Here is a 20685-nt window from a genome sequence, read left to right on the forward strand (position 1 = left end):
ACTTGCTCGCTTTCCTGGTAGGGCGTGCGGCTCATCTCGCCTTGTTCAGTGCGGAGTTGGCGTTGCCGGCGCGGTCTGTTGCTTGTTCCAGGATGTGATTTCTGATTAACATAGCGAGGCGCGCTGCCGCCGACAAGGGCATCGACGTGACCGAGGAGCCCGCATGACCACGGAGCAGGAACAGACCCCCGCGCCCGACCGTTCTGCGCCTGACAGCCCCGCACCCGACAGTCCCGCGCCTCGGTGGGCCTGGCCACGCCCCTTCGCGCCCCTCTTCGCTCCCCCTTTATCCATCTTGCTCATCTCTCTTTGTCGCATGTACGAGATCAGTCCGGATCGGAGTCCTGATGACGAGTGCGATCTTCGCTGAACGGTCGCTCTACGAGGATGACCACGAACTCCTTCGAGACACGGTGCATGCGTTCGTCGGCAAGCACGCCACGCCGCACGCCGAGCGGTGGCGGGCCGAGGGCAAGGTCGACCGCGAGCTCTTCCAGGAGGCCGCGCGGGCCGGGATCCTCGGCTTCAACATCCCGGAGGAGTACGGCGGCGGTGGGGTCACCGACTTCCGTTTCAACGCGCTGATCGGTGAGGAGTTCTCTCGCCATCCCGCATCGGACGGCCTCGCCGGGATAGGGCTGTCCAACGACATCGTCGTGCCCTACTTCACCGACCTGACCGATGACGAGCAGAAAGCCCGCTGGCTGCCGGGCATCGCAGCCGGGACGCTCGTCGTCGCTGTCGCGATGACCGAGCCCGGAACCGGGAGCGACCTGGCCGGCATCGCCACCTCCGCGGTCCGGGACGGCGACGACTACCTGGTCAACGGCAGCAAGGTCTTCATCTCCAACGGCCAGAACGCCGACCTGGTCGTCACCGCCGTACGGACCGGCCCGGACCGCCACAGCGGAATCAGCCTGCTGGTCGTCGAGGCCGATCGGCCCGGCTTTTCGCGTGGCCGCAACCTGGAGAAGATCGGCCTGCACGCGCAGGACACCAGCGAGTTGTTCTTCCAGGACGTCCGGGTGCCGGCCGCCAACCTGCTGGGCGAGGAGGGTTCCGGCTTCAAGGCCCTGATGCGCAACCTTCCCCAGGAGCGGATCTCGATCGCCGCCAACGCCGTGGCTTCCATCGGGGGAGTGCTGGAGCGGACCGTGGAGTACGTCAGGGAGCGCAAGGCGTTCGGCCGGACCGTCGGCTCCTTCCAGAACACCCGTTTCCAGCTGGCCGACATGGTCACCACCGCCCGAGTGGGCCGCACCTATATCGACGAACTGCTCGCCAGGCACTCCCGCGGCGAACTGAGCGCCGTGGACGCCGCGGCGGCGAAGTTCTGGGCCACGGAGCACTACGTCGACATCGTCGGGCGCTGCCTGCAACTGCACGGCGCTTACGGCTACATGCTCGAATACCGCATCGCACACGACTACCTGGACTCCCGTATCACCACGATCTACGGCGGCACCACGGAGATCATGAAGGAGATCGTCGCTCGCGACCTGGGTCTGTAGGACCCGGCCACCACCCGGCCCACTCCCCGAGCCGTCGTTCTTCACATCCCGCCTCCCCGGCCCGCGCGCAGGGACCGGGGGTGTGGGGTGGGGCCCTCGCGTAATCCGGTCGTCTCCGCAGGCCAGACGGTCCCGTCACCGAACGGAACAGGGGGACGTCCCGGTCGTCACACGCGACCAGGGCGTGGTCGGCTCACGCTCCTTCCCGTGCGAAGGAGGGGCGGTCACCGGGCGGCCTATAGTCGATCTCATGAGTCGTTGGCAGGAACTGACCGGTGGCACATCCGGAGGCGAGTACGCCGCGCGCTTCGAGGCGTTGGCCCGCAGCGGGACGGATGTGCACGGCGAGGCTCGGTTCTGCGCGGCCCTGGTGCCCGACGGGGCGCGCGTGCTGGACGCCGGATGCGGCACCGGACGGGTCGCGATCCGGCTGGCGGAGCTTGGGCGCGACTGCGTCGGGATCGATCTCGACGCCTCGATGCTGGATGTGGCGCGGGCGCACGCACCGGAGCTGTCGTGGGTGCGGACCGATCTCGCCGAGTTCGATCCGGCCCTGCTCGGAATCGCCGTGGACTTCGACCTCTTGGTCGCCGCCGGCAACGTCTTCCCGCTGCTCGCCGCCGGGACCGAGGCGACGGTGGTCGAGCGCCTGGCCGCGGCCCTGCGGCCGGGCGGCCTGCTGGTCGCGGGCTTCGGCCTGGACGATGCCCATCTGCCCGTGCCGCCCGGCATCACGCTGCCGCAGTACGACGCGTACTGCGCTGCGGCCGGCCTCGCCCTGGTCGACCGCTTCGCCACCTGGGATGCCGCCCCCTACGACGGCGGCGGCTACGCCGTCAGCGTCCACCGCGCCGGCACCTGACCCTGCGCGTGCCGACAACTCTCGTCACCCATACGTGAGTTGCGCGTATTCGGGGACGGGTTCACCGCGGAATCCGTCCCGGGCGGTTGGCTGCGAGCGGAGACCTCGCCATCGTCGACGAGGACGGTTACCGCTGCCCTGAATTCCCGGGCCCTCACGCCCGCCTCACCTCCAGCAGGATTCACCCGAGTGGTGAGCCGTCCGACCCCGGTCAGTGATCCGACCGCGGATCGAATAGATGTATTTGCCCCAAGTAGGCCAAGTCAGCCTCAATGACACACATTTCTCATGGTTTCATCTCGCCATGGAGGAGATCAGATGATGACTGGAGACGAACAGGCGGCCACTTCCCGGCGACGCCTGCTGACCGCTGCCGCACTGGCGCCGGTGCTGGTCGGGGCAGGGGCGGCCGCCGCTCACGCGATGCCCGACCGGGCGACCGGGGCCAGGCCTCACCGCCGGATCGAACCGCTGGCCACCACCATGTCGGACTGGGCGGCCGTAGAGAAAGTGCTGGGCCGCAAGGGCAACCTGCTGCGAGAGACGACGTACCACACCCCCTTCCCCCGCGACGATCTTCGTGTCGTCGTCGAGGGCGACATCGTCATCACGCCGGAGCTCGCACTGGGTGCGCACGTGGCCTTCGTCCGCTACGCCGACGGCAGCACGATGTGCATGGGCGATGTGGCGGTCACCGAGACGGAACTGCAAGGGGTGATCGACGCCTGGCAGGCGAACGGGATCATGGTGACCGCGCTCCACAAGCACCTGCCCGCCCACAGCCCGGACATCTGGTGGGTCCACGTCCACGGACACGGTCATGACGAACTGGCCCTGGCGCGCGGCGTGCGCGCGGGATTCGACCGCACCGGCATCCCGCCGGAGACACCGTCCGGCCCGCCGAGCCCCATCGATCTGGACGTCGCCGGAATCGAGGCTGCGCTGGGCGCCAAGGGTTCCAGCGACGGTGTGGTCTACAAGGCCGTCTTCGCCCGACGCGAGACGATCTGCGACGGTCACCTGTTGCTGCCCTCCGGTCTGGGTGCGACCAGCGCGTTCATTTTCCAGCCGCTGGGAAACGGCAGGGCAGCGCTCAGCGGCGACTGCGTCATGATCGCCGAGGAGGTCCAGAACGTGCTGGGAGCCTTGCGGCGCGGTGGGATCCAGCTCGTCGAGCTGCACAACCACCACTTGACGGAGAGCCCCCGCCTGTTCTTCACCCACTTCTGGGCCGTGGGCGACGCCGTCGATCTCGCGAGAGCGCTACGCCCTGTAGTGGACGCCACCAACGTGGTGGAGACCACCGGCAATTGACGAGCGGACGGTGGATTGCTGCCCCACAGCATCCCCGCGCTGTTGGTGACGGTTCCTCGTTGCCGGCTGCCCCGCCCCATCGGCCCCACAGGCCGTCACCAGGGGCGGGCCGCGGCCCGTATCACCCTCAGGACCCAAATCGGTCGATCCATGATGCCGGGCCGCTCGCGGGCCTGATCCATCGGTGCGCCGGCAGGCCGGACGGTGTCAGATGGGGAGCGTGAGACGGATGGTGGTGCGTCCGGGGCGGCTCCTGAGGACGGTGGTCCCGCCGTGGGCGGTGATGACGGCCTGGACGATGGCGAGGCCGAGACCGGTGCTCCCCGTGCTGCGGGAGCGGGCGTGATCGGCGCGGACAAAGCGACCGAAGACTTCGGGCTGGAGTTCTTCGGGGATACCCGGCCCGTTGTCGCTCACGCTCAGGCAGACATCTGCCGGCCCCTTGGCGAGGGCGATGGCGACTTCGGTGCCGGGCGGGGTATGGGTGCGGGCGTTGGCGAGGACGTTGCCGATGGCCTGCTGAAGGCGGTGGGCATCGCCGGTGACGGTGACCGGTTCCTCGGGCAGATCGAGCAGCCAGCGGTGGTCCGGGCCCGCGGCGCGCGCGTCGTCGGTCGCGTTGAGGATCAGCAGGGTCAGGTCGACCGGCTCGTGTTCGAGGGGACGTCCGGCGTCCAGGCGCGCGAGCAGGAGCAGGTCGTCGACGAGGCGTGTCATGCGCTGCGATTCGCTGCCGATGCGTTCCAGGGAGTGCCGGACCTCTTGGGGGACGGGGCCGGAGTGGCGCAGGGCTAGTTCGGCGTGGCCGCGGATGTTGGCGACGGGAGTGCGGAGTTCGTGGCTGGCGTCGGCGGCGAAGTGCCGTAGGCGTTCCTCGCTGGCCTGGCGGCTGGTGAGGGCGTTCTCGATGTGACCGAGCATGTGGTTGAGGGCGCTGCCGACCTGACCGACCTCGGTACGGGGATCGGTGTCGGGCAACGGCCCCGGCATGTCGATCTCTCCACTGGCGAGCGGTAGTCCGGCCACCTCCGCCGACCGGGCTGTGACCCGTTGCAGGGGCCGCAGGGAGATCCGTACCCATACCGCACCGGCGATGCCGGTGATCACGAGGGCGGCGCCGAACAGCACCGTCTCGACCGCTTCGAGGCGGTGAACGGTCTCCTCCACGGGATGCAGGGACAGGCCGGTGATCAGCGTGTCCTGGTCGTCGCCCTGGAACGCCATGACGCGGTAGCTGCGCAGGGTGGAGAGACGGATGCTGTGCCCCCGCCCGTCGGTGGGGACCGCCGCCAGGGTGCGACGGTCCTCGGAGGTGAGGTCGACGGGGCGGTCGGTGGCGTCGTCGACGACGGCGGCCTGGGTGACGGTGCCGGCCAGGAGGCGGGCACCGAAGGTGTCGTCGGCCTGGCCCCGGGTGTCGGGGCGGTTGTCGGAGTCAGGCTCGGCCTCATGTTCCAGGCTCGCGGCGAACCGGCCGCCGGACGCGGTGAGCTGCTCGTCGAGACGTCCTATCAGGAACCCCCGCAGGGCGAGGGCGGTGGTGATCCCGACGGCGAGGCAGGCGACCGCGAGCAGGGCGACGAGGCCGACGGTGAGCTGGCCGCGCAGCGTGCGCGGCGGCAGGCGCCTCATGCGCAGTCCGGCTTGAGTACGTAGCCGACGCCGCGCACCGTGTGGATCATCGGGGCGCGCCCGGCGTCGATCTTCTTCCGCAGGTAGCTGATGTACAGCTCGACGATGTGGGCGCGCCCGCCGAAGTCGTAAGCCCACACCCGGTCGAGGATCTGGTCCTTGGACAGGACCCGGCGCGGGTTGCGCATGAGGAAGCGCAGGAGCTCGAACTCGGTGCGGGACAGCTCGATCGTGGCCCCACCGCGCCGGACCTCCCTGGCGTCCTCGTCCATGGTCAGGTCCCCCACGGTCAGCAGGTCCGCGCCCGGTTCAGCGGTCAGCCCGGCCCGCCGCAGGAGCCCTCGCAGCCGGGCCAGGACCTCCTCCAGGCTGTAGGGCTTGGTGACGTAGTCGTCGCCGCCCGCGGTGATGCCCGCGATACGGTCCTCGACCGCGTCCCGGGCCGTCAGGAAGAGCACACACACCCTGGGCTCGTCGCGTCTGAGCCCTCGCAGCACCTGCAGACCGTCGAGGTCGGGCAGCATCCAGTCCAGGACCACCGCATCGGGCCTGAAGTCGCGGGCGGCCTCGAGCGCACTCGCCCCGTCGGCCGCGGTGCGCACCTGCCAGCCCTCCGCGGTCATGACCCCGGACAGCACATCGGTGACGTCGGGTTCGTCGTCGACGACCAGGACCCGCACGGGTCCTCCGTCGGCGCGGTGCAGGGATGTCGTGGGCAGCTCGTTCATGGTTCCTTCAGCATCCCCCGACGAAGACCCGGCACGGGCGGCCGGGGTCTGTGAGTTTCCTCTGAATCGGCTCTGAGGGCGGCTGCCCGCGTCGTTTCAGAGGGTTCACAGAACTTGGGCTGTGAGGCTGGGCCGCCCATCGCCGGAACGGGACCCATCCGGAGGAGTGCCATGACCACCACATTCGCCACGACGACGCAGACGAGCGGCGGGATGCGCCACCGGCGCCCGCGTCGCAGCGTCGTGCCCACCCTGGCGCCGCTGGTGATCTGGGCCGGTGCCGCCGGGGTGCTCGCCCTGTGGTGGAGCGACACGACGTCGGTGGTGGGCCCGGCCGGCTGGCTGACGGGCGCGGGACGCATCACCGGTCTACTGGCCGGATACGCCTGCGCGGTGCTGCTCGCACTGATGGCCCGCGTCCCGCTCCTGGACCACGCGATCGGCACGGACCGCCTCGCGCGCTGGCACGCACTGGGCGGCCGCTGCACGATCTCCCTGGCACTCGCCCACACCCTGCTGATCATCTGGGGCTACTCCCTGACCTCCCACACGAACGTGGTCAGCCAGACCTCCACGCTCGTCCTGAACTACCCCGACCTCCTCAAGGGCACAGTCGGCTTCCTGCTGTTCGTGGCCACCGGGATCCTCTCGGCCCGCGCGGCCCGCCGGAGGATGAGCTACGAGACCTGGCACTACCTGCACTTCGCCACGTACCTGGCGGTCTTCCTCACGTTCGGCCACCAGCTCTCCAACGGCGCGGACTTCGTCGGGAACCGCACCGCCCAGGCCGCCTGGTACACGCTCTTCCTCAGCGTGGCCGCGCTCGTCGGCTGGTACCGGTTCGCCGTCCCCGTCCGGCGCGGGCTGCGCCACCGCCTGCGGGTCGCCGCGGTCCACCAGGAGGCGCCGGGCGTGGTCTCCGTCCACCTCACCGGAGAACACCTCGACGAACTGGGAGCCGAGCCGGGACAGTTCCTGCGCTGGCGCTTCCTGGCCCGCCGCCTGTGGTGGACCGCCAACCCCTACTCCCTCTCCGCCCCGCCGCACCCGCGACATCTGCGCATCACGGTGAAGAACGCCGGCGGCCACAGCTCCGCACTGGCCCGCCTGACACCCGGAACCCGCGTCTGGGCCGAGGGCCCGTACGGCGCATTCACGGCGCGGCGCCGCACCGCTCCGAAGGTCCTGCTCCTGGCGGGCGGCGTCGGCATCACACCCCTGCGCGCGCTCTTCGAAACGCTCCCGGGCGAGGTGACCCTCGTCTACCGGGCCCGTCGCTCCGACGACCTCGCCCTGCGCGCGGAACTCGACGCGATAGCCGCCCAACGCCGGGCCACCGTGCGCTACGTCGTCGACGAACCCGCAGGATTCTCCTCGCCCCTCACGGCCCGCGGCCTGGTCGCGCTGGTGCCCGATCTGGCGGCACACGACGTCTACCTGTGCGGACCACCCGGCATGACCCGCGCCGCTGTCCCGGCCCTGCGCCAGGCCGGAGTGCCGGCCCGCCGCATCCACCACGAGTCGTTCGAGTTCTGAGGAGAAGACATGCGCCGTGCCGTCCTCGCCACCACAGGGATCAGCGCCCTGACCGTCACGCTGCTCGCCCTCAAACCCCACCAGCTCCCCACCGTCGCCAGCGGCGCAGCGCACACACCCTCAGACGCTGCATCCCCGTCCACCCCGGCAGGCAGTGCCACCCGAACGGGCACCTTCACCGGGGACCCCATCGACACCCAGTACGGAACCGTGCAGGTGGCAGCCACCCTCGCCAAGGGAAAGATCACCGCGGTCAAGGTGCTACGGGCCCCGGACCAGAACGGCCGGGACCAGCAGATCGCCTCCTACGCACTTCCCCGACTGACTCAGGAAGCGCTCGGCGCGCAGAGCGCGCACATCGACGCCGTCTCCGGCGCCAGTTACACCAGCCAGGGATACATCCAGTCCCTGCAGAGCGCCCTGGACCAAGCCCATGCCTGAGACCGCCACCAGGCTCCACCACGTCGAGCACGTCATGGGCACCGTCTTCTCGTTCGACATCCGGGACACGCCCACCCCCGCCATCCACCGCGCGCTCGCCGAGGCCGTGCGCCACCTCCACCGGATGGACGCCATCTTCTCCACCTACCGGTCCGACAGCCACATCAGCCGCCTCGACCGCGACGACATCCGCCTTGCAGACTGCCCGCCCGAGGTGCACGAGGCCCTGTCCCTGTGCGCGCGAGCCGCCCACCACAGCGACGGATGGTTCAGCATCACCCCGGCCGGAACCCTCGACCCCTCGGGGCTCGTCAAGGGCTGGGCCACCGAAACAGCATCCCAACTCCTCTACGACGCCGGCGCGCACCAGACGTGCGTCAACGGTGGCGGTGACCTCCGACTCCGCGGCCGGTCCACCCCGGACAGTCCCTGGCGGATCGGCATCGCCCATCCCCTCCGCCCGAAGGAACTGCTCACTGTCATCACCGCCGACACCGACACCGACCTCGCGATCGCCACGTCAGGCGTCGCCGAACGCGGCGCCCACATCTACGACCCGCACCACGGCGCACCGGCCACCACGTTCGCCTCCCTCACCGTCGTCGGCCCCCGCCTGACCATGACCGACGCCTACGCCACCGCCGCTTTCGCCCGAGGCGAGGGCGCACGGGGCTGGCTCACCTCCCTCGACGGGTACGAGGCACTCGCGGTCCGGCCCGACGGCCAGACATGGCAAACACCGGGATTCACCCGTTACGAGCGGATCCCGGCAGGGACCTAGAAGCCGAACTTCTCGTCGTCCGATGCACTAATCACGGTCATCGCCCGCACCAGGCTCGCCGACAGCTCCCTCTACTCGCCCGGGAGCACCCGATGTCCATGGCCGTCCGGTCCGCTCACCGGGTTCAACGTGCGCGGCGGACAGCATCCGCAGTGTTGTCCTCGGCTACTTCTTGGCCTTCTCGTCGTTTTCCTTGAAGCAGACGACGAACGAGTCTCCCGCGCCTGACTGGGTGAGGGAGCCGGTCGTGCCGGGGACGTCGGAGCACGAGAAGGTGTCGACGACGCCGTCCTTGTCCATCTTGAGGACCTTGTAGTCGGCGTGCGGGTCGGTGCAGTCGAGCTTCTTGGTCTTCGCTTGCTTGTCCGTCCCGATGTTCTGGAAGCAGTCGCCGGCCGTGAGCGACGTTGACTCGTCCTTCGTGTCGGACGGGCCGAAGGCCCAGAGCGCTACCAGGCCCGCGAGGACGAGGACCAGGCCGAGGAGGACCAGCCGGTTGCGACGTATCTGCGCTGCGGTGTACGAGGCGGTCGGGTCGCCCAGGGGCGGAAGGTTGGACACGGGTTATTCCTCAGGCAGTTGAGCAGTGGGGGGACGCGCGATGGCGACCATGAATCTAGCCCACCGCCTGTACTCGTCGTTCGCCGCGTCTGTCAGGAGGGATTCCACTTGCCCGTGCGCTCGTCGTCGACGCCGGTCGAGTCCATCTGGAGAGTCACGGCCGTGACCTTCGCTTCCTCAGGCACGTCGAATGCCGCCCAACCGGCGGTCCGCTCGCCAGGGTTGAGGAGATGGTGGAACCGACCGTGCCGTGGTGTCCGGGCTGTTGGCCAGGCATTTCAGCTTGAGAGTCATTGAGACTTTCGCTCGCCGAGCTCGCCGAGCTCGCCGGCCAGCGGCTGCGCGCCGGGCGCCTGGGCGCCTGGGCGCCGGCGGGGTTCCCGTCCGACCCCGTCCCGCCATACTCCGGCCCTACCTGGCGTCATCTCCTGACCGCCCAAGTCCACTGCATCATTGCCGCCGACTTCCTGCATCTCGGCACCGTGCTGCTCCAGCGCCTGTACGCCCACCCAGGGGACCCAAGGCGAACGCGATCTGCGAGAGAGCCGTGGGCACCCTGCGCCGCGAGCTCCTCGGCCGGATCCTGCTCTGACCGGGTACCTCCAGGTACCTCCGCCACTGCTACGGGCACCGTTCCCACCGATCCTGGCAGCCATCGCTCCCGGACAGTGCCCAATCGCCACCGGACAGTGCCCGATCGCCCGCCATCGGAGGACTGATCATGATTGTTCAATGAGTTCACCGCGCCGCCTGACCGAACGGCATCGCCACAGCTCACAGCACCGAATCGTGTTTTCGAGCCACACGGGGTGCGGGGTGTGGCCTGTGGCCGGTCAGGATCGTCAGTGCTAGAAAGGTCACATGGCGAATCGTTTCGCCGACTTGAGAAGCCTGTTCAGGTCCCTGGTCAGCAGAAGCCCGCGAAGCGTAGCCGGGCAGGTGTTCGTACTCCAGGTGGCGCTGGTCGTGCTGCTCGTGGTCGCTGGCGTCTTCGCCCTGGTCCTCCAGTCGGACCGGGACACCAATGCCGAGGCCAAGCGCCGATCCGTCGCCGTGGCGGAGACGTTCGCGCACTCTCCCGGCGTCGTGGCCGCATTGGAGAGCCCCGACCCGAGCAAGATCCTCCAGCCGCTCACGGAGGCGGCGCGCAAGGCTGCGGGCGTCGACTTCATCGTGGTCCTGGATACCAAGGGCATCCGCTACACCCACCCCCTGCCGAACCTCATCGGAAAGCAGTTCGTGGGCACCATCGGGCCCTCGCTCGAGGGGAAGGTGTACACGGAGAGTGTGAAGGGCCCACTCGGCCGCGAGGTCCAGGCCACCGTCCCCATCGACAACGCCGACGGCAAGGTCGTGGGGCTCGTCTCCGCGGGGCTGAGGGTCAAGAACGTGGCCAGTCAGGTGGCCCGGCAACTGCCGATCATCCTGGGCGCCGGTGCCGGGGCACTCGTGGTGGCCACCGCGGGCACGGCACTGGTGGGCCGGCGGCTGCGCCGGCAGACCCACAGCCTTGCCCCGGACGAGATGACCCGCATGTACGACCACCACGACACGGTGCTGCACTCCGTGCGCGAAGGGGTGCTGATAGTCGGCGCCGGCGGGGAGCTGCTGCTGGCGAACGACGAGGCCAAACGGCTGCTGGAGCTGCCCCCTGATGTCGAGGGGCAGCTCGTGTCGGAGCTGTCGAGCCTCGACCCCGAGACGGCGGAGCTGCTCGTCTCCGGGCGCGAGGTCACCGACGAGGTGCACTACTCCGGAGACCGGCTGCTGGCGGTCAACCAGCGGCACACGGACAGCGGCGGCGGCTCCATGGGGACGGTGGTGACGCTGCGCGACTCCACCGAGTTGCGGGCGGTGACCGGCAGGGCGGAGATCGCGCGGGAGCGGCTCAAGCTGCTGTACGACGCCGGTCTGGGCATCGGCACCACCCTGGACGTCCTGAGCACCGCCGACGAGCTGGCACAGGTCGCCGTCCCCCGTTTCGCCGACTTCGTCACCGTGGACCTGGCCGACGCCGTACTGCACGGTGAGGAACCGGCCCTCACCGCGACGGACATGCGGCGTACAGCCGTTTACGGCATCCGGGACGACCACCCGCTCTACGAGGCGGGAAGGCTGATCGACTTCCTGCCGTCCACCCCCCAGGCACGCGGCTACGGGAGCGGTCACGCCGAGCTGGTGGCCGACCTGTCGACCGCCACGGGCTGGCACGCGCAGGACCCGGAGCGCACCAAGTGGATCATGGACTACGGAATTCACACCCTCATCGCCGCCCCGATCAAGGCCCGCGGCGTCGTGCTGGGCATGGCCAACTTCTGGCGCTCCCAGCAGCACGGCCCCTTCGACGAGGAGGATCTGTCGCTCGCCGAGGAGCTGGTGGCCCGAGCGGCGGTCAGCATCGACAACGCTCGCCGCTACACCCGCGAGCACGCCCTCGCGGTGACCCTCCAGCGCAGCCTGCTGCCGCGAGCCCTGCCCGAGCAGAGCGCCCTCGAAGTCGGCTTCCGCTACCTCCCCGCCCAGTCGGGCGTGAGCGGCGACTGGTTCGACGTGATTCCGCTGTCGGGCAGCCGGGTCGCGCTGACCGTCGGTGACGTGGTCGGCCACGGCCTGCACGCCGCCGCCACCATGGGCCGGCTGCGGACCGCGGTGCACAACTTCTCCTCGCTCGATCTGCCGCCCGACGAATTGCTGAGCCACGTGGACGACCTCGTCGGCCGCATAGACCAGGATGAGGCGGACACGGTGAGCGCCACGGACATCGTGGGGGCCACCTGTCTGTACGCGATCTACGATCCGGTGACGCGCCGCTGTGTCATGGCGCGTGCCGGGCACCTGGCGCCGGCGCTGGTTCTCCCCGACGGCACCGTCACCTTCCTGGATCTGCCGACCGGGCCGCCCCTCGGTCTGGGCGGGCTGCCGTTCCAGACCGCCGAGGTGGACCTTCCGGACGGCGCCCAGCTCGTCCTGTACACCGATGGCCTCATCGAGGACCGCAGGCGCGATCTGGACGTGGGCATGGAGCTGCTGCGCCAAGCGCTGTCGGGCCACCCCGGCAGGTCGCCCGAGGAGAGCTGCCAGGCCGTGCTCGACGAGCTGCTGCCCGGACGTCCCAAGGACGACGTCGCGCTGCTGATCGCCCGCACGCGGGGGCTGCCGCGCGACCGGATCGCCGACTGGGACGTGCCGCTCGACCCGGCCGCCGTCGCGGGGATGCGCGACGCGGTGGCTCTCAAGCTCGACGAGTGGGGCTTGTCCGAGCTGGCCTTCAGCGTGGAGCTGATCCTGAGCGAGCTGATCACCAACGCCATCCGTTACGGCTCCGAGCCGATCCATGTACGGCTGATCCGCGACCGTACGCTGATCTGCGAGGTCGCCGACGGCAGCAGCACCTCCCCGCACCTGCGGTATGCCGCGACGATGGACGAGGGCGGCCGCGGCCTGTTCCTGGTGTCGCAGATCGCCGAGCGCTGGGGCACCCGGTACACCCCCCAGGGCAAGGTGATCTGGGCCGAGCAGGCTCTTCCCTAGGTCTCCGAGGAGTCCGGCCCGCCACCCCCCTGCCCCGGGGCGTCCGCCCCTTTCCCGCCTGCCGCTGTGGGTCTTGACGCGTGTCTCACGCCCCCACATACTTGCGGCCAAATCGATTTGGCCAAATCGATTTGGCCCTCCGTCCAGGGCCCGATCACGGCTGAAACCCGAGCATGCCGAACGTCGAACGGAGCTCGAACGTGTCCAGTCCCCGTCGTACCCTTCCCGATGCGGAGCGCCCCGGGCGCGAGTCCACGCGCCCAGCCGCCCCCCACCCCGTGGACGAGTGCCGGCCGCTGAGCCGCATATTCCTCTTCGGAATCCAGCACGTCCTCGTCATGGCTGCCACGCCGATCTCGGCGATCTTCCTGATGAGCGCCACTCTTCGCCTCGAACACCGTCTGACCGTCGACCTGCTTTCCGCGGCCTTCGTACTCTCCGGGGTCGGGTCCCTGATCCAGTCGCTCGGACCGTGGAGGTTCGGTCCCCGGCTGCCGTTCATGATGCTGCCGGGCGGCGCACCGCTCGTACTCTTCCTCGCGATCGCCGAGCAGCATGGCCTGCGGACGGCCAGCGGGGCGGTCATCCTGACGGCGGTCTTCACCTTCGTCGTCCTGCCGGCCTTCTCGAGGCTCCTCGGATTCTTCCCGCCCCTGGTCATCGGCACCATGATCGTTATCGTGGGCGTCAATCTCGTGAAGGTCGGGGCCGTACTCGTGACCGGCCGGCCTGGCGAACAGGGGTTCGCCGACACCACGAATCTCGGACTCGGTATGGCGACCATCGGGTTCACCGTTGTCTTCTACCTGTTCTTCAGCGGCATCCTGAGGCAGCTCGCGGTCATGCTCGGACTGCTCGCAGGTACTGTCCTCGCGGCGGCTGTCGGCGCGATGGACCTCGGTCACGTCGCCGGAAACAGCTTGGTCAACGTGCCGCAGCTGATGCCGTTCGGCTCCCCCGAGTTCAATCTCCTCGCCGCGCTGCCCTTGATGTTGTACAGCGTCGCTTCCATGGCCGAGGCCACCGGCCAGACCGTCATCAATGCCGAGGCGGTCGGCAAGGAGATCGACGCGCGCACCGCTGTCCCCAAGACCATTCGCGGCGACGCGCTCACCTCCCTCTTCGGAGGGTTCTTCGGCCTGCCGCTGATGGTGACGAGCGGCGAGAACATCGGGATCGTCCGCGTCACCGGCGTCCGCAGCCGCTTCGTCACCGCGGCGGCCGGAGTCGTCCTCATCGTCATCGGGTTCCTGGCACCAGTGACTCGCGCCATCTCGGTCGTCCCGTCGGCGGTCGTCGGAGGCACTGCCATGGTCGTCTTCGCGGTGATCACTGTGCTCGGGGTGCAGATGCTCGGCCGCTCGGATCTCGACAAGCACACCAGCACGTTCATTTGCGCGGTGGCCCTCGCCCTCGGGTTGCTGCCCATCCTGATACCCGGTGTGTACGCGGGCTTCCCGCCGAACATACGCATCCTGCTCGAAAGCGGCGTTGCCGTCGGTGCCGTCGTCGCGGCAGTTCTGAACATCCTCTTCCACCACGTGAGGCCCGCCGTTGCCACACGTCTGACCGCCACCCGCACGGAGAGCGACTGATGAATCAGCTCACCCCCGAACTCCTCGACGGCCAGGGCCCGCTCCTGCTCGTTCCGGACGTCGTACTGCTGCCCGAAGGGCCCGCGCACGGCTTCGCGGTCGTCGTGGCCGACGGCTGCTTTCGCGCCGTGGGGCAGGCGGAGGAGCTCAAGCGCACGCACCCGCACCTCGACGCCGTACCGCTGGCCGGATGTCTGCTGATGCCGGGCTTCGTCGACGCTCATCACCACCTCACGCAGAGCTTCGGCTCCGCGCTCGCATTCGGCGAGCCGTCGGAGATCTTCCGACGCGTGTGGGTGCCGTTGGAGGGGGCGCTCGACGAGGAATCGGCCTACGTGGCAGCCAAGTTGGCGGCACTCGAAGCCTTGCGGGGCGGCTTCACGACGGTCACCGACGCCGGTACCCGTGCCCACCTGGACGTCGATGTTGTCGCCTGTGCCGCCCGTGACGCCGGGATCCGCTGTGTGCTCGGGCTGGTCTGCAACGACGCCGACACCTACAACGACGCCGACACCTACAACGCCGACAACAACAATGCCGACAACAAGAACGCTTCCGTCCTCGACGCCGCGGAGAAGCACCTCGCCCGGTACGAAGGCGACCACCTTGTCCATCCGTCTCTCGCCATCTCCATTCCGGAGGCCGCTACCGCCGCGACCCTGGAACGCACCGCCCGGCTCGCAGCCGAGGCCGGGGCCGTCGTGCAGATTCATCTCAACGAGCATCTGGCAGGCGTCGAACGCTCCCTGGTCCGGCACGGCCTGCGCCCACTCGAGTACCTGAACAGCATCGGAGCACTCGGCCCTCAACTGCTCGCCGCACACGCCACGTTGCTCACACCCCACGAACTGACCCTGCTCGCCGACACCGGAACCGCCGTCAGTTACAACCCCGTCGCCAGCGCCTGGAAAGGCAACGCCGTCGCCCCGGCCACCGCCATGGCCGAGCGAGGCATACGCTTCGGCCTCGGCACCGACGGCACCCGCGGGGACGGGTTCCGGCTCGCGGACGCGGCCGAATTCGCGCAGCGGCTCGTGTACGGGCTGGCCACCGGCGACTCGTCCTGCGGCGCCGGCTGGACATGGCTGGAGCACGCCGCGGCCGGCGGTGCCGACGCCGTCGGACTCGCCGGCCGCACCGGCACCGTGGCCGAGGGCAAGGCGGCCGATTTCCTGCTCGTCGACGTCACCAACCCCGAACTCGCGCTCTCCTGGGACCTGCCCTGGGAGCTGGTACGGCGTGGCAACCGCGATCAGATCACCGCCGTATTCGTCGCAGGCCGCATGCGCATGTGGCGTGGCTGGCCCACGGACTGGGACGGTCCCGCGCTCGTACAACAGGCAGTGCACTTGGCCCGCGCGGCTGTGGACGCGGCTCCGATCACCCGCGTGCACTCCACCTCTGTCGCGGCACGGAAACGGAGTATCGGACAGTGAATACCGAGACATTGGCGCTTCTCGCCGTGGCGGTGACGGTCGCCGCGTTCATCCAAGGCAGTAGCGGACTGGGCTTCGCGCTGATCGTCGCACCAGTGGTCGGGATCCTGGATCCCCGCCTGCTCCCGGTGTTCGTTCTCGCGTCCATGATTCCACTCAATCTGTATGTGGCCTGGCGCGAACGGGCCTCGCTCGATCTGCGCGGCGCGGGCTGGATCGCCGGCGCCCGGCTCGCCGCCACGCCCGGCGGGCTGGCGTTGCTCTGGCTGATTCCGGACCGCAGTCTCGGTCTGTTCGTCGGCGCCGCCACCGTCCTGGCGGCGGTCGTGAGTCTTGCCGCGCCCGCCTTCACGCCCGGCCGTGCCGCGTATGTCGGCGCGGGGGCTGTGACAGGGCTGACCGAGACCGCCACCGGTGTCGGCGGTCCGCCTCTCGCGTTGGTCTACCAGCACCGGCCGCCGGCCGAGTTGCGCTCCACTGTCGCCGCCTGTTTCCTCATCGGCGAGGTGGCTTCGCTGGGCCTGCTGTTCGCGACGGGCGCGGGGAACCCGTCGGATCTCAAGTGGGCGGCCGCGCTGCTGCCGGCGATCGCGGCCGGAGCGTGGCTGAGCCGGTTGGTGCATCACCGGTTGGACGCGCGCAGGATGCGTCTGTTCGTGCTCGTCTTCGCACTGGTCTCCGGGCTGGTTCTCATGCTCGGGCTCTGACCCTCAGGCGGCCCCGGCCTTACCCCCCCTGTCCGCCAAGCCTTGGCCGATCGCAGGGTGGGGTAGGGCTCAGGCTTCTGCTGGGCGCCGCTGTGACGAGGCACGCGCGATGACGACGGGCTCGGGTGCCGAAGCCGTCGCCGGGGCGGCCTCGTCGCCGCGCAGCCGGGCCAACAGCAGCTCCACCGCGTCGGATGCGGCACGGTCCAGGTGCAGGTCGACGGCTGTCAGTGGTGGTTCACACGTGCGGGCGCGCAGCCCGTCGTAGCGGGTGACGACCATGATGTCGCCCGGTACGGTGCGTCCGCTGTCGACGACCGCCTTGACGGCGCCGACCGCGAACGCGTCCACCAATGCGCACACGGCGTCGATCTCAGGGTGCTGGGCGAGCAGGGCGGCGCAGCACTCGTAGCCGGCTTGTTCGCCCCCTGCCTCTGATGCGGTCGCCACGACGGGGGTCCAGCCGCGCGACTCGGCGACGCGCGCGTACGTCGACAGCGCGTCCACCGACGAGTGACGGGAGCCCGAGCCGACGATCAACGCCGGGTGCTCGGCTCCCTGCTCGTGAAGATGATCCAGCAGCAGGTCGGCGACGAGCCCGCCGTGCAGATCCACGTACGGCGCGTTGTCGTCGGGCGGCATCGGGCGACCGAGCGCCACATACGGCAACCCGCGTTCCCTCAGCTGAGCCACCGCCGCGTCGTCCACATCCGGCTCGACGACGATCGCCCCGTCGATGTCGACGGAGTAGAGCGCCGAACCGGACTGCACGGGCGGAACGAGTACGAGGGCGTACTCGTGAAGAAGGGCACTTTCGGCGGCAGCAGCGGCCACTTCCATGTAGAAACCGAGCCTCGACGGGCCTCCAGCCACTGCGAACGGCATGGAAGAGGCCAGCGCAATGGCTCGGGCCTGCCCGCGTCTCAGCCGTTGAGCCCGCAAATTGGGGCGGTAACCCAGCTCAAGGGCAATCCGTTTGATGCGCTCGCGCGTCCGAGGATCAACCTTGCCGATCCCGTTGAGAGCGTGCGAGACCGTTGTGCGCGACACCCCCGCGGCACGTGCGACATCTGCGATCGTCGGTGGCCTTGAGCTGGAACCGGACATGGGCATCCGTGCGGACGCTCCTCACGTGCGAGGACGGGTGGGAACCCCACTATCTTCGCCGACTGAACGATGTGCGCGCTGGCTCAGTTCTGGCCATGACCACGTTACGCAGTTCCGTGCGCCACGAGGTCCGGCCCGACTCCAGCGCGGCGACGGCGGTACTGCGTCCGCGGGTCAGTGCAGTTGGCCGATCTCCTTCAGGCGGTCGACGTACACGTCGGGGATGCGCCCGCTGAGGTCAGGTGCGACGTTCAGCAGGAACAGGGCGTTGCCCTCGTTGGCCTTCTTGAGGTTGGTGACGATCTCGTCGGCCGGCCGTGGTGCGCCCGTCCCGGTGGTGTGGAACCACGTGCGGTTGGTGTCGAGTGTGTCGCTGGCGTCGGTGGGGCGGGGGTTGGAGGCCGGCGGCATGCCCTGGACCGGTACCTCGTACACTATGACGTCGGTGGTTCGGAGCGAGCCCTCGTGGTCGTTGTTCGCGACGACCGTGTGCGGCGAGGTCTTGCGGATCATGTCGCGGACCGGCTGGTAGGGGATCTTGGAGTACGGGATGTTCCAGCCCCAGCCGTCGAACCAGAGGTAGTCGATCTGCCCGTACTGGGTGAGCAGTTCACGCAACTGGTTCTCGATGAGCTCGGTGCTGTCGCCGTTGTGCCGGTCCCAGATGGAGAAGTAGAGGCCGACCTTGAGGCCGTTGGCGTGCATGGCGTCGACGTACTCGCGGACGATGTCGCCCTTGCCGTTCTTGTACGGGCTGGCGGCGACGGAGTAGTCGGAATACTTCGTCGGCCACAGGGCGAAGCCGTCGTGGTGCTTGGCGGTGAGCACGCCGAACTGCATACCGGCCGCCTTCATGGACTTCGCCCACTGGTCGGCGTCGAGGTTCGTCGGGTTGAAGTCCGCGGGGTCGCCGTTGGGGTCGGCCCACTGCTCGTCCTGGTACGTCGACATGTTGAAGTGCATGAACATGCCGAACGGGTTGTTGTCCACCCACTTCTGAGCGGCCCTGCTGGGCTTGAGGACGGACGTTCCGAAGACCTGGACCTCCGCGAGGGCCAGGTAGTCGCTCCCTTCGAGCTGTACCCGTACGTAACGGGCCGAGCGCTTCAGGGCGACCTCGGCCGAAGCGCCGTCGAGGGTCCCGAACCGGGTGGCGCTCACGCCGCTCTGCGCCTTCGCCTCTTCCAGGCTCGCCGAGCCGAAGGGCTTGTCGGAAGTCAGGACCCAGAAGTTCGACAGCCGGTCGGTGCAGCAGTCGGTGCGGTTCCACACGACGACCTTGGTGACGTCCCGGCTGCTGCCGAGGTCCGTCTGCCACCACGGCTGTGCCTCCAGCGCCGTGTGCGAGACCGAGTCGGCGGAGTAGTTGCCGTTGTGCTCACCGTCGACGGCGCGGGCTGCCGCGCCGTCGTAGGCGGTGCTGCTCTGTGTCGCCCTGGTGCCGATGGCCAGGTCCCGCAGCTCGCTGCCGGTCGGCGGCGTCGCGTTCGATGTCGCGGCGGAACCGCTCTGAACTCCCGTTGTCAGCAGGGTCAGTACGGCCAGTACGCCGATGAGATACGTCCTTGCGGAGCGTCTCACGCCTACCTCCTCGTCTGAGAATTTTCCTATACGATTTCGGCGCGTAAGGGGGATGTCAAGAGGTGTGGCAGTCTGGGCGGGCGCCTGCGTGCTTCGTGTCAATTGCCGCTATTGGGCCCATGTTTGGGCAGTAACTTCCGTGCGCCGTCCTGTCGAACGTATTGACGCGGCCGCACTGTCGGCGCACCATCGCCCTGCAAAGATCCTATTGGATTGGGGTAGATGGTCGTGAAGAACCAGCTCCTGCTGAGAACCGTGGCGCGGGCCGCCGTCGCCGGGACGCTCCTGGCAGCCGGTGCGGTGGGCTGCACCATCAAGAACTCCGGGGATCCGGTGAACGCGGGCGCCGGAGCGTCGGCGAGCACGGGCGACGGGACGGCCGAGCTGGCGAACGGCTCGGGCGTGAAGGTCGCATTGGTCCCCGGCGGGGCGCACCCCTACTTCCAGCCCTGGAAGCAGGCCGGGCAGACCGCCAAGAGCACGTACAAGCTGGGAGGCGTCACCTTCGACGAGACCGCCGAGTGGGACCAGCAGAAGCAGAACGACCTGCTGTCCTCCCTCGCCGCCCGCGGCTACAACGCCTTCGGCGTCTTCGGTGTCTCGCCGACCGACATCAACAGCACCTTCGCCCGCCTCAAGTCCCAGGGGCTCTCCGTCGCCTCGCTCGGCTCCTGTCCCGCGGGCACGGTCGACAAGGCGGACTTCTGTCTGTCGACCGACGTCGAACTCGCCGCGTACAAAGCCGCCAAGGCAGCCATCGACCAGATGGGCGGCAAGGGCACCCTGGTCCATCTGACGGGCAACAACGTCGACGCCAACACCCAGTTGCGGATCAAGGGCGTGAAGAGGGCGGTCCACGAGAGCGGCGGGAAGGTGAAGCTGCTGCAGACCGTCACCGACATCGACAAGGACCTCCAGACGGCGCAGAAGGCGGTCTCCGACCTGATGGCCGCCAAGGGCAAGTCGATCCAGGGCATCGTCGCCACCGCCTACAACCCGGCGGTCGCCGCCGCGGGTGCGGTGCGCAGTTCCGGGTCGAAGGCCAAGGTCATCGCGATCGACGACGACGCCAAGATCCTCAGCTCGATAAGGAACGGCTCCGTGAGCGCGACCGTCGTGCAGAACCCGGTCGGCCAGGCCGACATCGGGTCCTGGGTGCTCGCCCTGCTGCAGACCAAGCAGTGCACGATGCGGACCCCCGGCGTCACGGTCGACTCGGGGTCGTTCGTGGTGACGAAGAAGAACGTCGCCGACTACGACACCGCCCGCAAGTCCAAGACCGCCGAGCTGAAGAAGAAGTTCGCCGACGAGCTGCTCAACTGCCGCTGACCGGCGGCCCCGTACCCCTGCACCTCCCGTACA

16 protein-coding genes are annotated in these 20685 nt (G+C 69.0%); 11 read left to right on the top strand and 5 right to left on the bottom strand.

Features of this window, described 5'->3' with window-relative positions; genetic code table 11:
• The first annotated feature begins 347 nt into the window (after positions 1-347).
• The 3 genes from AC07EJ_RS35850 (at position 348) to AC07EJ_RS35860 (ending at position 3687) form a co-directional block, all read left to right on the top strand.
• A complete protein-coding gene (locus AC07EJ_RS35850; protein ID WP_389485422.1) occupies positions 348-1511 on the top strand; it encodes an acyl-CoA dehydrogenase family protein in 1164 nt (387 codons plus the stop codon).
• 250 nt (positions 1512-1761) lie between these two features.
• A complete protein-coding gene (locus tag AC07EJ_RS35855) occupies positions 1762-2373 on the top strand; it encodes a class I SAM-dependent methyltransferase (RefSeq protein ID WP_478885844.1) in 612 nt (203 codons plus the stop codon).
• 318 nt (positions 2374-2691) lie between these two features.
• A complete protein-coding gene (locus tag AC07EJ_RS35860) occupies positions 2692-3687 on the top strand; it encodes a DUF1259 domain-containing protein (protein ID WP_389485427.1) in 996 nt (331 codons plus the stop codon).
• Positions 3688-3894: 207 nt separating this feature from the next.
• Here AC07EJ_RS35860 and AC07EJ_RS35865 read toward each other — a convergent pair whose 3' ends face one another.
• Positions 3895-5319, bottom strand: coding sequence for a sensor histidine kinase (locus tag AC07EJ_RS35865; RefSeq protein ID WP_389485430.1), 1425 nt, complete (start codon positions 5317-5319; stop codon positions 3895-3897).
• Positions 5316-6047: a response regulator transcription factor gene (locus AC07EJ_RS35870; protein WP_389485432.1), complete on the bottom strand. Its 732-nt coding sequence runs from the start codon at positions 6045-6047 to the stop codon at positions 5316-5318. Before AC07EJ_RS35870 ends, AC07EJ_RS35865 begins: the two co-directional genes overlap by 4 nt.
• Before the next feature lie 171 nt (positions 6048-6218).
• On the opposite strand from AC07EJ_RS35870, the gene AC07EJ_RS35875 reads away from it, so the two are divergent.
• From AC07EJ_RS35875 to AC07EJ_RS35885, 3 genes are read left to right on the top strand one after another with little or no spacing between them, the layout of a single operon-like run.
• Positions 6219-7583, top strand: coding sequence for a ferredoxin reductase family protein (locus AC07EJ_RS35875; RefSeq protein ID WP_478885845.1), 1365 nt, complete (start codon positions 6219-6221; stop codon positions 7581-7583).
• Positions 7584-7592: 9 nt separating this feature from the next.
• A complete protein-coding gene (locus tag AC07EJ_RS35880) occupies positions 7593-8024 on the top strand; it encodes an FMN-binding protein (RefSeq protein ID WP_478885846.1) in 432 nt (143 codons plus the stop codon).
• On the top strand, positions 8017-8805 hold the full coding sequence (locus tag AC07EJ_RS35885; RefSeq protein ID WP_389485440.1) for an FAD:protein FMN transferase: 789 nt from the start codon (positions 8017-8019) through the stop codon (positions 8803-8805). Before AC07EJ_RS35880 ends, AC07EJ_RS35885 begins: the two co-directional genes overlap by 8 nt.
• 165 nt (positions 8806-8970) lie before the next feature.
• On the opposite strand, the gene AC07EJ_RS35890 is transcribed toward AC07EJ_RS35885, so the two are convergent.
• A complete protein-coding gene (locus AC07EJ_RS35890; protein WP_389485442.1) occupies positions 8971-9366 on the bottom strand; it encodes an LppU/SCO3897 family protein in 396 nt (131 codons plus the stop codon).
• An 861-nt stretch (positions 9367-10227) separates the two neighbouring features.
• Between AC07EJ_RS35890 and AC07EJ_RS35895 the strand changes: the two genes are divergently transcribed.
• The 4 genes from AC07EJ_RS35895 (at position 10228) to AC07EJ_RS35910 (ending at position 16635) form a co-directional block, all read left to right on the top strand.
• A complete protein-coding gene (locus tag AC07EJ_RS35895) occupies positions 10228-12897 on the top strand; it encodes a SpoIIE family protein phosphatase (RefSeq protein ID WP_389485444.1) in 2670 nt (889 codons plus the stop codon).
• A gap of 278 nt (positions 12898-13175) precedes the next feature.
• On the top strand, positions 13176-14492 hold the full coding sequence (locus AC07EJ_RS35900; protein ID WP_478885862.1) for a uracil-xanthine permease family protein: 1317 nt from the start codon (positions 13176-13178) through the stop codon (positions 14490-14492).
• Entirely contained in the window at positions 14492-15928 is a 1437-nt protein-coding gene (locus tag AC07EJ_RS35905) for an amidohydrolase family protein (RefSeq protein ID WP_478885847.1), read from the top strand. Before AC07EJ_RS35900 ends, AC07EJ_RS35905 begins: the two co-directional genes overlap by 1 nt.
• Entirely contained in the window at positions 15925-16635 is a 711-nt protein-coding gene (locus AC07EJ_RS35910; RefSeq protein ID WP_478885848.1) for a TSUP family transporter, read from the top strand. Before AC07EJ_RS35905 ends, AC07EJ_RS35910 begins: the two co-directional genes overlap by 4 nt.
• 69 nt (positions 16636-16704) lie before the next feature.
• Here the strand turns inward: AC07EJ_RS35910 and AC07EJ_RS35915 are convergent, their stop codons facing one another.
• Positions 16705-17748, bottom strand: coding sequence for a LacI family DNA-binding transcriptional regulator (locus AC07EJ_RS35915; protein WP_389485453.1), 1044 nt, complete (start codon positions 17746-17748; stop codon positions 16705-16707).
• Positions 17749-17916: 168 nt separating this feature from the next.
• Positions 17917-19323, bottom strand: coding sequence for an alpha-L-fucosidase (locus AC07EJ_RS35920; RefSeq protein WP_389485455.1), 1407 nt, complete (start codon positions 19321-19323; stop codon positions 17917-17919).
• Positions 19324-19545: 222 nt separating this feature from the next.
• Here AC07EJ_RS35920 and AC07EJ_RS35925 point away from each other — a divergent pair, with 222 nt between their 5' ends.
• Positions 19546-20652 carry a sugar ABC transporter substrate-binding protein gene (locus AC07EJ_RS35925; protein ID WP_478885849.1) on the top strand — a complete coding sequence of 369 codons (1107 nt, stop codon included), beginning with the start codon at positions 19546-19548 and terminating at the stop codon, positions 20650-20652.
• The last annotated feature ends 33 nt before the right edge of the window (positions 20653-20685 follow it).

It is taken from the genome of Streptomyces sp. NPDC045026 (assembly GCF_056432625.1).